Source organism: Moorena sp. SIO3A2 (assembly GCF_010672265.1).
GTDB classification, from domain to species: domain Bacteria; phylum Cyanobacteriota; class Cyanobacteriia; order Cyanobacteriales; family Coleofasciculaceae; genus Moorena; species Moorena producens.
Window position 1 is genome coordinate 45,720 of record NZ_JAAHHC010000007.1, and the last position, 16,468, is coordinate 62,187.

A 16,468-nucleotide genomic window follows, 5' to 3' on the forward strand; every position below is an offset into this window, starting at 1 on the left:
ACTTGATACTTCATAATATTTCATACTTCATATTTCATGCTTCATCGTGATAGGTAGAAGCTACGTACAACTCCTTTAACTGTTTATCATCCACACCACCTGGAGCATCGGTTAGCAAAGAACGTGCTTGTTGGGTTTTCGGGAAAGCAATCACATCCCGAATCGATTCTTCCCCAGCCAATAGCATCACTAGCCGATCCAAACCATAAGCAATCCCACCGTGAGGAGGGGCACCATAGTCAAAGGCTTCCAGCAGAAACCCAAACTTACTGTGAGCTTCTTCTTCAGACAAGCCAATAGCTTCAAAAACCTGTTGCTGAATCTCTGGCTGGTATATCCGGAGACTACCACCACCGATTTCTACCCCGTTCCATACTAAGTCATAGGCTTGAGCTCGAGCCGTTTTCAGATCATCTAAGTCATCAGGATGGGGAGCTGTAAATGGGTGGTGCAGTGCTTCTAAACGCTTTTCATCGGCATTCCACTCAAACATGGGGAAGTCTGTTACCCAGAGTAAGTTAATCTTTGTTGAATCAATTAATCCTAACTCTTGACCAATCACAAGTCGTAAGCGGTCGAGGGTTTTATTGACGATGTCAGCTGAACCAGCACCAAAAAGCAGCAAATGACCAGCAGTAGCACCAGTTGCCTCTAATAACTGCTGTTTTTGGCTATGACTTAGGTTATCCTTAATCGCCCCGATGGTATCAATTTCACCTCCTTCCCTCACCCGGATGTAAGCTATCCCCTTAGCACCAGCTTCGCTTGCTTCTTTGAATAAGTCACCCCCTGGTTTAATCCGGACATTCGATATAGCTTCATTACCACCAGGAATAGGTAGAACTTTGACTACACCCCCAGTCTTTACTGCACCGGAAAAGACTTTGAAGCCAGAATCTTTCATCAAATCAGAGACATTGACTAGTTCTAAGCCAAAGCGAGTATCGGGTTTATCACTTCCGTAGCGTTCCATGGCTTCAGCGTAAGTGAGGCGGGGGAATGGTCTGGGGATATCAATACCTTTGACTGTCTTAAAAATGTGACATACTAATGTCTCATTAAGCTGGAGAATTTCCTCTTGGGACATAAACGACATTTCCATGTCCAACTGGGTAAACTCCGGCTGTCGGTCAGCTCTGAGGTCTTCATCTCGGAAACACCGGGCAATCTGGTAGTATCGATCCATACCCGATACCATCAACAGCTGCTTAAACAATTGGGGGGATTGGGGCAGAGCGTACCACTGACCCGGATTCACACGGGAGGGGACAAGATAGTCTCTAGCACCTTCGGGAGTGGAACGAGTTAGCACTGGGGTTTCCACTTCGATGAAGCCTTGTTCATCTTCCAGGTAACGGCGAATTCCTCTAATCACTTGATGGCGCAGTTGCACGTTTTTGCTCATGCGATCGCGTCTTAAGTCCAAATAGCGATACTTCAGCCGTAAGTCTTCTCGCACTGACTCAGTATCAGCACTGGACACCTGAAATGGCAACTGCTTACGCACTTTATTGAGCAGTTCAATGTAAAGAGCGTAAATTTCTACCTCGCCAGTAGGCAATTTGGGATTAAGGGACTCGTCAGGACGCTTAGTAACTCGTCCGGTAACCTTTACTACATATTCATTGCGCAGGTGATCGGCATCTTTATAGGAATCAGGGGTACGCTCAGGGTCACTAACAATTTGGACAATACCACTAATATCCCGTAGGTCCAAGAAGATCACACCTCCATGGTCGCGACGTTTCGAGACCCAGCCGCACAGGGTAACAGTTTCACCAATGTGCTGGCTTCGGAGTTCACCACAATAATGAGTTCGCATAGTCTTTGTCTATAATACTGGTTCAATTAACTTACTTATCAGGCTAAACCCTGGCGCGTTATAGTCTTAGATTCTCAGCCTCACGGATGATATGTGCTGTTTTACCAGCACTTGACTAGGATTAAAATCCCCCGCCAATAAGCCGACCCAGGCAATTTCAGGCACCACAAAGTCTGAATTATAGCTCATTTGACCCGAGTCTAGGCCATAGTCTGACACTAGGGTGTGTTTTCAAAGTTTTCCGCAAGATATTAGATCCCCCCCAGCCCCCCTTATTAAGGGGGGAGCCATACTCAAAGTCCCCCTTTTTTAAGGGAAACGGGGGTACTCGGAGTTTGAAGACACGCCCTAGGCTTCCTGATCTGGGGGAAAAGGTTTCATAGGTCTTATTTACCTTCGGGCTATAGTTCCTGATCTGCTAAACCAAGCCACATCTCCGACGATTTTACGGCAACCACCGAGTATGGCAACTAGACCTTAATAATTGGCTAGACTTTCCCTATCACTCTATTTTCGACAAACTCGATTGAGCAGTAACGTTTTGATGAGGAATGGATAACCATGACCATTAATACCGCCAAGCTGGAGACCATTATCCAAAATTTTGTCACCAGCACCAGTGAGGTTCAAGGAGCTGCTTTAGTTTCTCCTGATGGGCTGCCTATAGCATCCAGTTTACCGAGCGAGATGGATGAAGAACGAGTATCAGCCATGTCAGCTGCTATGTTATCCCTAGGTGAACGGATTGGCTCGGAATTGTCCAGAGGCATTCTAGACCGCATTTTCGTAGAAGGTAATAAAGGTTATGGCATACTAACCAACTGTGGCGAGTATGCGGTTCTATTAGTCTTAGCCACCAAGGCAGCTAAACAGGGGGTGCTGATGCTGGAAATCAAGCGGGTGATTCCAGATTTGAAGGCTGCCTTAGAGCCTCACCAGAGCATACCAGGAATTTATGAAACAAAACTCTAGCTAAAGTGCCACAGCAACGATCTGAAAGGTTGCCACTGCTTAGATTAGGGTGGGTTAATTTTATCTTGACCAATAATTGAATATAATATATAATAATGATTTTGGTAAAAATGGTAGCTGTTATTTGAATAATTTAAGAAATCCTTTTGATTTTAGGTAACTCAATATACCTATCGTATTAACTGGAAGTGGCTATAGTGGGAAAACTATCTAAGCGCCAGGTTTGAGTTAAGCCTATTGCCAATGTCAGATTGCCAATGTCAGAAACCCTGCTGAACCTCTCCTCTCGAAGGCTTATATCTTCATTTTACGCATCAGTCATAAGATAGAAATTTTTGACTTTACACTTAGGGAATTACTAACCCAATGGTTAGAATTGTATTGTAAAATAATTAAAATTTAATAACTTTAATATAAAATCCGAAAAAATCGATCAAAAAAAATAGATTATTCATTATGTCTTGTGACTATCAATAAACTTAAGCCTAGTAATAGGTGACTTTCTTTATTATTGGCAAGTAATGGCTATCACGAGTTCTTTAGCGGAATTTTCCCTCCCAGAATTGTTTCAGTTCCTCGATCAAGGAAACAAAACTGGATTACTAACCCTCCGATTCAAGCTAAGTAGGCATAGTCAGGAAATAAAAGCTCGACATATTCTACTGCGCCAAGGTCGGATCTTGGCAGTTAGCTATCGTCTGGATCACCAATGCCTGCTGAAAATGATGTGTCAGCGGGGTTGGCTGAGCCCTGAGGTAATTAATGAACAGGTAAATCGATGTCCGGCGAATAAACCGATTGGTCTGTACTTGAAGACTAAGGGATTTCTGCATCCAGAGCAGTTGAGACTACTATTTCATGCCCAGGTTATACGCTCAGTTTGTGGCTTATTCCGGCTCAAAGATGCTAAATTTAGGTTTGACTCTAAGGCAACCTTGCCCACGATAGAAATGACGGGTTTAAGCATCTCAGCTACCAAAGCAACTCTAATTGGTCTGCGAGCTCTACCAGATTGGACTGGATTAGCAGACAAGCTACCTGAGACAACCTCAGCACTATCTAGGGCGATGGTTGGTCATCGCCAGTTAGGGCTAGACCCTATGGAAGCTGCAGTTTGGAAATTAGCCAATGGGTCGATTCCCCTCACTGATATTGCTACTCGGTTGGGGAAGTCTCTGGAAACGGTTCAACAGATATCCTTCCGGCTGATTAGCGTGGGTTTAGTCGCAGAAGTGCCTATGCTTACTTCATATCAACAGAACTATTGGCAATCACAGGGATTAGAGCCAGTCGCCGTTGGGGCAAATCGAACTGAGGAGGACAATCCTCAAGAGCTGAGCAATCGCTTTGTGCAACACTTACTTGGTTTCTTAAGGAGGTAATAACGATTAATAACAGCTAGGTACTTTTTGGAGTTAATGGTAGTTTTTCTGCAATCAGAGTATGGTAATCCTAATCCTGTGGTTGACAATAATGTTGTCGTGTTTCCGATTCTGCTTCAGAACGGCTAACAGCAAATAAGCGTGGAAATTATGCGTCTAGTTGTAACCGGTGCCGTGGGTGCTGGAAAATCCTCTTTCATTCGCTCGGTTAGCGAAATTGATGTAGTGGATACAGATTGCCTAGCAACGGACGTGACAACTAAAATTAAGCAAAAAACTACAGTAGCGATGGACTTTGGGCGTTTGCAATTTGCTCAAGATATGGCGCTACATTTATATGGTACTCCAGGACAGTCTCGCTTTGATTTCATGTGGGATATCCTGATTCGGAAAGCGCATGCTTACATACTCCTTGTTGATGCCCATCGTCCCAGTCAGTTTAGCTCTTCCCGTCGCCTGCTCAGTTTTATGGGACAGCGTGTGAAAATTCCCCTAGTGATTGGTCTAACCCATGTTGATTGTGAAGGAGCTTGGTCAGAAGAGGATGTAGCGATCGCGTTGGGCTTTGTGGATGAAAGCAATCGACCCCCGATGGTCAGCCTCAATGCCAATCAACGAGATTCTGTGATTCAAGCATTAATAGTGCTAGTACAATATTTCATTAAATGTGACATATCCCACACTCACCCTAATGACTAAAGTGTGGGTCTATCGCCGGAAAATCTCAAACTAAGGCTACAAGGGGACAACGAAGACAAGACAGACAAGGCAGGGTTTATTGAGAACTATCCCCAGTTTATTGACAAGATACGTTTGCCCTGGCTAGTTATACCCATAAATGGTAGCTCTTAATACCAATAATCTATATAATTAAGGATCTATCGATACTAAGTTTTGGTGTCTTGAAGCCATTTTGAGGTGTTTTTTGATAACTAGCAACTTAGGTTAGTAGTAGGGTGGATAATGCCCACCCTAGCAGAACTTACGCAGCAATTCTATCTGTAGCTTCCGTTAATAATGCCCCCTACTACTTATAGAGTGTGTTGCGCAGTATTGAGTAACTCCTGCCTAGTGGTACTTAAACAGATATCAAGCCCAAATAAAGCCCAAAGCAGCTTTGTAAGCGAAGAATAGGTTGCGATTTTGAGTCAGCCACTCCACAAAACGGAAAGACATCGCTGCTCCGTTACGCCTCTAATGACTCAGGAAAGGTTTTTAAAGGTTTGTTAGCCCAACGTCTTCTTAACCCTCCAGTTAAGGTGTGCCATAAAATAAATGTATAGGCACAAAACACAAGAATGAAATGTCTCAGCAAGCTGCGAGCATCTCTGACTTGATATTCTTTAAGCCCTAACCATCCTTTGGCTTCTCGATCGAAAACTTCCACCCAATTCCTTTGAGCATAGCTAGTTACTATCCACTCGGCTGTGGCTTTTGTTGAGTCAACATTGGTAATCAAATAGTCAATCTCACGCTTCTTGGTCGAAGGTCGAGGCCTGATTGACGATAGCAATTGTTCTCGTTCCTTCGAGCTGTGATAGTTCAACTTCAACAGTGGCCACCCAAACTGTTTTCGATTGATTTAGATTGAGGTTAACCGGGATAAAAGCTGAGCCAGGCAAGACTGATGCTAATTTATCTAAGGGAATTTCCTCTCTGTTATTTGCCGATGTTTGACTTATAACTTGGCGGTTTTTGGCTAATCCCCCTAAATACTTTAGTTTCCTTTTTTCCAGCTTATGCAGAAATGTTGTGTTATTTCCATAGCCAGCATCAATTACCACGTACCCCGGTCGGTATCCTCTCAGCAAGCTGCGGTCAATTAACCCTAAAGCTAGCTCCGGCTTTTTCTTGAATTCAGGGTCTTTGTTTCCCTGAGGTAAAGAACTGGCGTGTTGATATAACTCTAAATCTAATGGTAGGCTTTTTTGGCCATCATATAGATCAGTTGTTACCACTACTACCCCATTATCGATTTTACCGATTTCGACCATGTACTGCCGTCCCACTCCGGCTGTGAAATTGCCGCTTTTTCGCGAGTCCTGAGTCATCAACAATTAACGTGAATCCTCTACTGATCCGGGTTTGGCTACACTGATTCATCACGATCAGGCGGCGTTCAACCGGTTCGGCTGACCAGGGCGCTTCCGTCAAAAAGCGATGCAGTCGGCCAAAGGGGGTTTCCCCCACTCGCTATTGCATCAAGACAATGATGTAATCGGTGGTAAGTCACTCCCACAGGGTTATAAGCCATTTGAGACAGGTTTTTTCGTTCACTTTCCCCTAATAATCCACCTATATAGTTCCTAAACTCCCGTTTTTGGGCTTTATGGGTCCAGACATCATCAAAGGGTTTACACCATCGTTCGAAGCAAGGGGGCAAGGGGTGCGGGAGTTGTCTCTTTCATTCCTCAAGTCTTAACGTGAAATGTCGGCCATAACTGTATTATACCTTTATTGATTCTCGATTTTAGTTTAAGTACCAATAGAATGATTTTTTATAAATAACCCGTCCCATCCGACCTATTCGGCCATAAGCGCGGTTTTATACACACTATGTTCGGTAGAGCCCAATAACTTTAATACTGGTCTTAGTATTGCTTTTTGCTGATCACAATTACTGGCACCTCTTTTGTTGAGGAAGCGATGCAGCTTCGGAACAGGGGAGGCAGCGCCGCCAAAGGGGGTTCCCCCCACTCGCGCTTTGCCGTGGTTTCCCCCGGAGACGAAACCTTAGACAGGGGAGCCTTTATGGTTGGTAGGCTATGCAGATGCATGGTTAAAACTTATTGATTAAGAATTCGCGCAAAAATAACTTTCCCTATTTAGACGTTGATTGAGGCAGGATAGCATAGTTCCATTCTCCATGAAAAAATTCTCGCACAATCTGCACCTCATTAAAGTCTTTTTCCCTAACTTTTATGCCAGTTTTATAGTCATTTTTGTCCAATTCAGCTTGGATATTAAGTCCGGTATTAGTCGTAGTATGACTAATTAAATTTACGACAACTTCTTGACTTGTTAAAGGTCTACCTCTCCAGTTTTTTGTTATGTGACAAAACCTTCGATGTTCAATTTTATTCCATTTGCTTGTCCCGGGAGGCAAATGGGATACTTTGATGGTCAATCCGATTTCCGTCGCTAATTTTTGTAACTCACTTTTCCCTAATCTAATTCGATAGCCATTACTGCCACCAGAGTCAGCTGTTATCAGTATTTCTTTAGCTGCTGGATAAACTTTTTTTCCCATATTTTTCCACCATTGACGAATGGAAGCTACGGCTCTCTCAGCTGTATCATGACTTATTCCTACGTTGACCCATCCCGAGTTATCAGTTACATCATAAACGACCTCAGGAATTACTTTTCCTTGTTCTGGATCAGGAAAATCATGAATTTTAACTTGAAGTGGCTCTTTTTTTCGATGCCACTCTTGTCCTACGTTGCGATAATTTCCAATCAATTCTTTTTTTTTTGTATCTACTGAAATTACTGGCTGATTACGCTCTTGAAAATCTTTGACTTTCTCATTAATGTATTGAAATTGAGCATCTCTATCTTGATCAGATGAACCTTTCTCCTTCGGAGACGCTGCGCGAACCGAAGTTTTTCTATTACTCTGTAAACTATACCCTAATTGCTTCAACAATTTTGCCACCGTTCTTGGACTAATTTGATGTCCCATTTCTTTTAGAGCTTTGGCTAATTTTGCTGTACTTTTCGATGTCCAGAGTAACGGGGAACATGGATCGGGAGCATGTCACTTATGCAGAACATTTGTACGCTTATCTGGGTAATGGGTAATAGGTAATGGGTAATAGGTAATGGGTAATAGGTAATAGGGGGAGCATGTCAGAAATGCCGAATATTTTTACCATTACTATAGCCCCCGGGTTTAAGCTTGCTCTAATGGTACATAGTTGATCTGTTCTGCAACTAAGACCGGCTCAATAACAGAATTTTTGGTGTTTTGTCAAGTAGTTCATTTGTTCGGCAAATTTGACCTGCTCCCACATGGATCTCCACGAGTCGCTGGTGCAATTAATTTTTCTAAATCTTGAATTAATGTGTGGTCATTTTGCGATAGACTTTTGCGTCCACCTCCAGGTTTTCTCACTTTTCTGTGGATCTTAGTTGAGCTGATTATTTGATTTTGATTATCATCTTGAACAATTGGAACTTGTAGTTCTTGAATTCCCCTTTTAATGGTTTTACTTGATAATCCAGTCGCAAAAGCCACTGTTTTTATTCCTTCTTTCCCTAAAGATACTGCTTCAACTCCTGACCACAATCGTCTGAGTTTTTCATCCATGTATGGCATTAAAGCCTCAAATTTGGTTCTAATATCCTCAATTATTGACATTTTTCCCAGAAACAATCACTTCGATTCTATTGTCTCATTTTTAGACCCTTATCATAAACTTATTTCTGCGCAACTCCTAAGGCGAGCCTGTCTTACGGTAACTTGGCCGTAGGCCACGCTTGGCCGTAGGCCACGCCAAAGGCGAACGCGAACAAACCACTCGCTATTGCATCAAGACAATGCCAGTAAATTGGGAGTGCCCGTTTTCCAAGAATTACCCCCACCATAAACAAGTTTTTATAGCAGAAGTCAGAAGTCAGAAGTCAGAAGTCAGAAGTTAAACTCAAGCCAAACTGTAGTTTGAGACTTTTGTCATGTCCTAATTACCCTGGCGACTGCTATATCTTGCCATTGAGTTCTATCCAACACTAGATATAACCTCTATTTTTTGGGAGATTTATTAGAAATTATTGTTTGAATAATTGGTAACAAAATCAGAGCTCCTGAGTTCGACTGTAACTTGAAAAACCTTTGAAGATGACGACGGCGAATTTCGGACTTAATTGGTAAAGTAAAATGAGCGGCTAACCTTTCAATCTTAATCTGTTTATGGATTTGCAGTAGCAACAATAAAATTTATAAAGTGATTAATTGAGCCTCACTGAAGTATTGTGATAGGTGAGTAAGATATAGTTCAGGTAATATCATTTTTTGATCGGTCTGGCTCACAAGTTCAAGACCGATCTTTTTCTACCATCAATTCCTTAAAATCTCAATCTGGTTGGGTTTTCACGGGGTTGTCACCCCGTGAGGCTTTGATGGCTATAAATCCCGATCGAGCGTGAATTTATCCAGTTCTATTACTCGATTATTGGTTATCGAGTGGTGACAAAGGACTAATAACAACTGAAAGCGGTGGTATCCTGCGCTTTTTCAAAGCGCTAGGGAAGGCCCACCAAGAGAATGACTTACGAATTTGAGTCCAACTTGGTATTATTACTGGACTAGTGTTCTCGAATAACAGAGGCTTCATCGCTACCCTTTCGTTAAAGGAGTGGTAACGCCGCTCATCCGCGCGTTGCGATCAAAGATGCGGTGCGACCCCGCGCTTTTTCAAAGCTAAGGGTGAATGGGCACCAAGAGAGCGCTAGGAAACGCCCACCAAGAGAGGGAAGGCTCACTTCTCAAGTTGACACAATCTTTACACACTCTTTACAGAATTTTGAGATGATCCAGTGCAACTAGCCGTTACTAATGGTAAAACCCAAATAGTGGTGAACACATATCAAGAAATTACATATAGCATCTGTCAAAAGGTAAGCATTCAGCTATCAGCCATCAGCCTTTGGCCTTTGGCTACGCTACTTAAGGTGCTTATGGGCGATGGCCACCCTTGGCATTGGCCAAAGGCCACACTAAGGGAATGGCCACGCTAATTGAGGTGCGAACAGCTTTTGAATAAAAGAGGTAAGCATTTGGGCGTTGCGTCAGTCTTTGAATGAATAAGAGTAGAGTGGGCATCCTGCCCGCCCGGAAATGAAACGGGCAAGATCCCCGTTCCACGGCCAGATCCCCGTTCCACGGCCAGATCCCCGTTCCACGGCCAGATCCCCGTTCCACGGCCAGATCCCCGTTCCACGGCCAGATCCCCGTTCCACGGCCAGATCCCCATTCCACGGCCAGATGCCCATTCCACAGGTGCGCTTGACCTTGGCGAATTTAATTCTTAATGGGTCAAGGGCACCTTTAAATTCTCCCAAATCAGGTTTATTTTAAGCTGACAGCTGACAGCTGACGCCTGAATGCTTAGGTCAAAAGAGGTATATTTTTTAGTGTTCTGTGTTTATCCAAAATTTGTAAAGGACTAGGCTTACAGCAGGATTGTTCATGAGACTTTTGCTGGTAGAGGATGACAATGCTCTAGCTCTAACCTTGAGTAAAGTGTTGAGAGAGCAGAATTATATTGTAAATATTGCTGGAGATGGGGAAGAAGGTTGCGAGTATGCTCAAGCCTTTACCTATGACCTGATTGTGCTGGAAGTGGATTTACCCAAGCTCGATGGTATCAGCTTGTGTAAGCGACTACGGCAGGCAAGCTATGATAGAGGGATTTTGCTGTTGCTTTCTCAAGCAGCTACTGCTGAGCAAGTCAAGCTTAATGCTGAAGCTGATGATTATATTGTTAAACCCTTTACAGCCAAGAATCTGTTGACTCGAATTAGGACATTACTGCGTCACCACAGTGTTTCTGGATTAAGGCTACTGGAATGGGGTGATGTCTGCCTAGACCCGAGTACCTGTGAAGTAACTTATAAAGGTCAACTGCTCCATCTCTCACCAAAGGAATACGGTCTTCTAGAACTATTCTTGAGCCATCCGCGCCGAGTATTTAGTCAGAGTTTCATTCTCGGACATCTGTGGTCATTTGAAGACCCTCCTTCACCAGAAACAGTTAGGGCACATGTTAAGGGGTTAAGGCGCAAGCTCAAGAGTGTTGAAGCTGATGATATGATTGAAACTGTCTATGGTATGGGCTATCGCCTCAAGAGCTTACCGAGGAGCAAGAGAAAGAAACTCAAACCAACCCCAACCAGGTTCAATCAGCCTTGGGAGCGTTCTAAAGGAACCATGTGGCGTCAGTTTGCCACTTTAGAACAGGCAGTTAATGCTCTCGAAGCCGGACATCTTACTGAGGATCTGCGAAAACAAGCCCAGCAGCAAGTCCACAAGCTCGTTAGAGCTTTAGATAAGTTTGGCTTAGTGGAAGGATCACGGCTAGCCCAAACTATTGAGTACTGGCTACAGGAAGTCAGTATAACCAAGACAAGGAACTCCGGTAAAGGTAGATATCTGTCAAGACGCAGGAACTATGACAACCAAATAGAATTGCCTAGTCCTCAATTACAGCAGCTAACCTCCCCAACTAATATTCAAAATCTGGCATCTTTGGTAGCACTTCTGTCTGAAGAACTCCAGCAACCTCCATCACCATTCTCTGGTGATGTCAGTAGTGAGTTGGAAGATAATCCTAGCATTACTGTATTAAAAGACTCTGAACTAACCGAGGATGATAGATCAGAACCCCTGGCACCCGACCAATTCCCAAAAAAGCTTCCCTTGATTTTAGTTATCGATGGAGACGTGCAACTGACACAACAGTTGGAAAGAGAAGCAGTCAATTGGGATATGCAAGTAAAAGTTGTCCTAGATCCCAGGGAAGCCAGAGTTGTCATGGATCAAGAAATACCTGATGTTGTGCTACTGGACTTGATGTTTCCCAATTATCCAGAGGTCGGAATCGCACTCCTAAAATATTTCCAGAACCAATACCCTCAAATCCCAGTAATCGTTTCTACACAGCAAAATCGGTTTAGCGATCGCGTTGAGGTTGCTCGTCAGGGAGGAAGGGCGTTTTTATCCAAACCCGTTACCCCAATACAGTTACTAGAAACCGTTGAAGATGTCTTAAATCAAGACAGACCTTCCACCGCCAAAGTCCTGGCAGTAGACGATGATCCCCTAGTGCTCGAAAGTATACGACACTTCCTACAACCTTTAGGAGTGCAGATTATTACCTTAGAAGAACCCGATCAATTTTGGGAACAGCTCGAAGCGACAGGACCTGATCTACTGATTTTGGATTTAGACATGCCCCAATTCAATGGGATTGAACTGTGCCAAGTTGTGCGCAATGATCGCATCTGGCATGGATTACCTATCCTATTGCTTTGTGAACACCTAGACTCTGAAACAATTCACCGCATTTATCAAGCTGGAGCTGATGACTATATCTTTAAACCGATAACGAAATCCGAGTTAGTCACCCGTGTTTTCCATCGTCTAGAGCGTACCAAACTGCTCCGTAGTTTAGGAGAAACTGACCAATTAACTGGTGTGGCTAATCGTCGTCAATCTACCATAGAATTTAACCGATTACTGCGCTTATCCCAACGGTACCATCAACCTCTTTGCTATGCCTTATTGGATTTAAACAACTTAAAGCAGGTGAATGAGCAATTTGGTCATGTGATGGGAGATAGAATGCTTAGGCGGTTGGGACAAATCTTGCGGCAAAAGTTTCGCAGCGAGGATATAGTTGCCCGCTGGGGAGGTAAGGAGTTCTTCATCGGGATGTATGGTCTCAATCGACAGGCTGGGGTCAGAAGGCTCCAAGAAATTTTGGAGACTGTTAGTGAAGAATTTGATGACTGTGATCTAGTGCAGGTAACATTTAGTGCTGGGGTGGCAGAGTACCCTGAGGATGGCACAGACATCGAAAGCCTCTATCGAGCCGCTGATGAGGCTATTGAGCGAGCCAAAGCCACTGGTCAAGATTGTGTATTCCCAGCTCAATCCCTAGCTGGAAAGATCAGTCAGTAGTAATTTTTCAGTAGTAATTTTTCAGTAGGTGAGCAAAGCTTTCTGAGCCTTACACCAAGCTGATTTTGATCCATTAAACCCAATTGCTACTAGGTAGGACGTGAAAAATGGAACCGATACATTCACATTTTATTTACAACTTACTCGACTATTTCACAATTGGCTCTAATATAAAGATACTTTAAAGATTATCGGTTCAAAGATATTGATCTTTGATTTGGAGTTAGGCTCAAAAGTATAAAGCTTGAGAGTAGCCATCAAGCATAGGTCATTTTTATGACCTCATTAGGGTGTAAAGCTTATTTAGTCGAATCCGACAATAGTTCAGCAAGAGCGAAAGTGCAGACTTTCCGTCGGAATCGACGTTCATTGATCCAAGTCGCAAACCTTCGTTGCTTTGTTTCTAATCCGAATATTGGGTGGGAAGTCAGGCAATAGTAGTTTGGCGGTTTGATCCCGCGATTTTTCAAACCGTGGAACCCCACGCTTTTTTAAAGCGTTAGGGAATGCGCACCAAGAGATTGATTTTTGTGGGCTTTCATCTGAAGGGGGAATCTAATCTCAAAAAAATAGGTTGCAGCCCATAGAGTTTGTAGGGCTTACCCTGAATGGATTCTCGTACAGATATGATGCCCTTATGGGAAGCCGCTTTCGCGCCCATAGGCGTTGTTGTTCTTCTTTGAGGTGGCTTTTGGCTAGAGTAGCCCTTGCCATTAAGTATAGCCATTCAATGAAGGGTAACGTAGGTTGTGGATGCACAGCCTATTGGCGAACGCGTCAGTTGAAAGATTTTGATCCAACCCTAGTAAGCAATTACTGATCAGAGTCTAACTAAAAAATCAAGCCTTACCAATAGGGTATAGAACAGGGTATACAACCGTTTATAGCCTATGAATGTGCTTTTCCCCTCGCGTGTTAAATATAAAATTTGTTGGAAAATTTATCTGCCCATAGCAATAATTTTGGTATTCCAGATCTTAAGGTAGAAGCGTTTTAGGAAAACTTTTTACCAATCTTAACATCGCTACCACCTAATCAATTGAGGGGTCTGACCTTTCGGAAACTGTTACCAATTATTGTTTCTCTCAAGAGGATTAATAAATTGATATGGGATTTAATTTCAAATTAACAAGCCACTCAGGTCATAAAACGTTGACTTTGACTTTTAAAAATGATTTCCAGGTGTTTTTTTAACAAATCTTAATATATTATAAATTAGTAATTTCCGCTAACCCTTTAGTATGAAGCCAATTAACAATTATGTCTGTTACAGGCCATTTAACCGATATTTCCCTACCAGAAGTGTTTCAGTTTATCGCCCAGGGACAAAAAACTGGTTTGCTAAGGTTGCTTCCCTTGCCAATAAACCAAGCAACCCCTAGGAGGATTCATTATATTTGGGTATATCAGGGTCACCTGGTGGCAGCTGCAGATCGGTTAGACAATCAAGGTTTGGTATCGCTGATTGTTGAACACTGCGGGGTTAGCGAACGGGTAATTGCTAAGTTAGCTCAGCTGTGTGCCATAGATAAACCTCTGGGTTTATGCCTCAGAACTCAGGGTGCTTTACAAGGTGAACAATTAAAACAGCTATTTCGAATGCAAATTCTACAGCATGTGTGTGCTTTGTTTCAGCTCAGAGATGGTCAGTTTAACTTTGAACAGAATGTACCCATACCAACACGAGAAATGACGGGTTTGAGTATACCAACAAAAATAGCTATGTTGAAAGGATTGCGATCGCTCCGCAACTGGCAAGCTCTGGCAGATAAATTACCTGACCCCAATGGCGGTTTGGTCAGTATCAACGGTGGTCAACCTAAATACAGTTTGGATTCTATAGAGTGGCAAGTTTGGGAGTACACAAATGGCAATGTTTCTCTCAAGAGAATTGCAAGGCAACTGAGATTACCAGTAGAAAAAGTGCAACAAGTTGCTTTTAGACTAATCACAACAGGTTTAGTAGAAGAAGTTCCCTTATTGGTTAGCAACTTATGTGACCTATCTACATTGACCTGACGGTCAAGTGTGGTTTTTTGAGCCCTTTTTAAACGGGATAAAAACTTCCTTAAAGTACTACTTAAAGGTAATATTAATTGTGGAGGTAAGCACAACTGTATTCCCTCAGAGCGCTTTTTAGAGTTGGAAACATATCCAGAATTGCTAGCGCTTTGGTTGATTGCTCAGTTGATATCACCGTTAATCCAAAGCTGGAAATCGTAATCAAACTAGTCTTGAATACTACAATCATTTCTTTGGCACTCATCTCGATAAGAAAAGAGTTGAGACTTAGAGGCAGGGTTTTACTCAAACACTACGTATCCAGCTTCTTCAGCTACGTTTCCAACTATTGAAAAGAACTTTCACCCATCAGCATCAAGGGACGATGTTATTTAATTCCAACTTAGCACTTTGTGGTTCTGGTCAACGGCATAGCATTATAGCACAACATCTTTGCTCCGATCAAAAAAACCAAACCTCTGTCTGGGATTGATGAGGGGCTGAGTGCTCAAAGGTTGCGTCCGCACCTTGAAAGCCCGGTCCGCTGGCTAACCTACTCCTTCTGCTTGTCCTAAGGACTCTCGGCTTTAGTAAACAGAAGGCAACTCCCAGGGTGACACGTGGGGCTGATCGCGGTTCAGCTAAAACTTGGATTGTGCCGCACAAACCATCTAACACTATATAATTTATTGTCACTCATAGTTGACACTCTCAAGGTGCTCTCTTGGTTTTAATTACCCGACATGTCCCTTAATGGTTACCTAAGCGACTTATACTTGCCAGAACTTTTTCAGTTTCTAGAGAAAGGAAAGAAAACTGGTTGGCTCAGAATTACTGCCTTACCCAGAGTTTCTGGATACCGGCGACCAGTTCATCACTTTTGGGTTTACCAGGGTCGGATTGTGGCAGCAGCTAATCGATTGGACCATCAGGGTTTAATTGTCCTGATTGCTCAACATCAGTGGGTTAAACACAGTATAGTCACTACACTAGCTCAGTCATGTACTCCCAATCAGCCACTTGGTTTATATCTCCAAAGTCAAGGTATTGTACAAACTGCACAACTAAAATGGTTGTTTCAGATTCAAATACAACGGCAAGTGTGTCCTTTGTTTGAACTGAAAGATGGTCGATTTAAATTCGAGCAGAACGTGCCGATCCCAATCCTGGAAATGACCGGTTTAAGTATACCGGCAACAGAAGCGACATTGATCGGGTTAAGGGAACTGCACCACTGGGAGGCTTTGGCTGAGCAATTGCCTGACCCTGATTGGGGTTTAGTCAGTACCATCTGCGATCCACCCCAATCCCATTATCGACTCAACGTTTTAGAATGCAAAGTGTGGAATTATACAACAGGCAAAGTTTCTCTGAAAGCGATCGCAAAGCAGCTGAAACTACCAGTAGCACAAGTAAGGCAGATTGCGTTTAGGTTAATCACAGTGGGTCTTGCACAAGCAAGACCTTTGTTGAAGGATACTTCTCATCAAAACTTAGACAAATCTAGACAAAAGCAAATTGCTCTCGACAAACAAAAATATCCATTCGTTAGCTTCCGCCGCAATTCATCCCAGGTCCGAAAGCAGTAGCGTCGGCGTCGGATGAGCG

9 protein-coding genes and 2 pseudogenes are annotated in these 16,468 nt (G+C 43.1%); 7 read left to right on the top strand and 4 right to left on the bottom strand.

Going from position 1 to position 16,468, the window contains the following annotated elements:
- Positions 1-34 precede the first annotated feature (34 nt).
- On the bottom strand, positions 35-1,822 hold the full coding sequence (aspS, locus tag F6K64_RS09600; RefSeq protein ID WP_008181984.1) for an aspartate--tRNA ligase: 1,788 nt from the start codon (positions 1,820-1,822) through the stop codon (positions 35-37).
- Positions 1,823-2,383: 561 nt separating this feature from the next.
- Between aspS and F6K64_RS09605 the strand changes: the two genes are divergently transcribed.
- From F6K64_RS09605 to F6K64_RS09615, 3 genes are all read left to right on the top strand, one after another.
- Positions 2,384-2,794, top strand: coding sequence for a roadblock/LC7 domain-containing protein (locus tag F6K64_RS09605; protein WP_008181985.1), 411 nt, complete (start codon positions 2,384-2,386; stop codon positions 2,792-2,794).
- Between the two features lie 521 nt (positions 2,795-3,315).
- Entirely contained in the window at positions 3,316-4,176 is an 861-nt protein-coding gene (locus tag F6K64_RS09610) for a DUF4388 domain-containing protein (RefSeq protein ID WP_008181986.1), read from the top strand.
- A gap of 150 nt (positions 4,177-4,326) precedes the next feature.
- Complete coding sequence (locus tag F6K64_RS09615; RefSeq protein ID WP_008181987.1) at positions 4,327-4,875, top strand: GTP-binding protein; 549 nt, start codon at positions 4,327-4,329, stop codon at positions 4,873-4,875.
- A 390-nt stretch (positions 4,876-5,265) separates the two neighbouring features.
- Here the strand turns inward: F6K64_RS09615 and F6K64_RS09620 are convergent.
- The 3 genes and pseudogenes from F6K64_RS09620 to F6K64_RS09630 form a co-directional block, all read right to left on the bottom strand.
- A pseudogene (locus tag F6K64_RS09620) lies at positions 5,266-6,584 on the bottom strand (IS701 family transposase).
- A gap of 413 nt (positions 6,585-6,997) precedes the next feature.
- Positions 6,998-7,927 (bottom strand): annotated as a pseudogene (locus tag F6K64_RS09625) (ISAzo13 family transposase); the annotation flags it as partial.
- A 231-nt stretch (positions 7,928-8,158) separates the two neighbouring features.
- Positions 8,159-8,539, bottom strand: coding sequence for a hypothetical protein (locus F6K64_RS09630; protein WP_008181994.1), 381 nt, complete (start codon positions 8,537-8,539; stop codon positions 8,159-8,161).
- Between the two features lie 1,175 nt (positions 8,540-9,714).
- Between F6K64_RS09630 and F6K64_RS09635 the strand changes: the two genes are divergently transcribed.
- The 4 genes from F6K64_RS09635 to F6K64_RS09650 all read left to right on the top strand — a co-directional run bounded on the left by F6K64_RS09635 (position 9,715) and on the right by F6K64_RS09650 (position 16,449).
- Positions 9,715-9,915 (top strand): hypothetical protein, encoded by a 201-nt coding sequence (locus F6K64_RS09635; protein ID WP_131826852.1) that lies wholly within the window; start codon positions 9,715-9,717, stop codon positions 9,913-9,915.
- A 451-nt stretch (positions 9,916-10,366) separates the two neighbouring features.
- Entirely contained in the window at positions 10,367-12,859 is a 2,493-nt protein-coding gene (locus F6K64_RS09640; protein ID WP_008182000.1) for a response regulator, read from the top strand.
- 1,260 nt (positions 12,860-14,119) lie between these two features.
- Positions 14,120-14,878, top strand: coding sequence for a DUF4388 domain-containing protein (locus tag F6K64_RS09645; protein WP_008182001.1), 759 nt, complete (start codon positions 14,120-14,122; stop codon positions 14,876-14,878).
- A 725-nt stretch (positions 14,879-15,603) separates the two neighbouring features.
- Positions 15,604-16,449, top strand: coding sequence for a DUF4388 domain-containing protein (locus F6K64_RS09650; protein ID WP_008182003.1), 846 nt, complete (start codon positions 15,604-15,606; stop codon positions 16,447-16,449).
- Positions 16,450-16,468 lie beyond the last annotated feature (19 nt).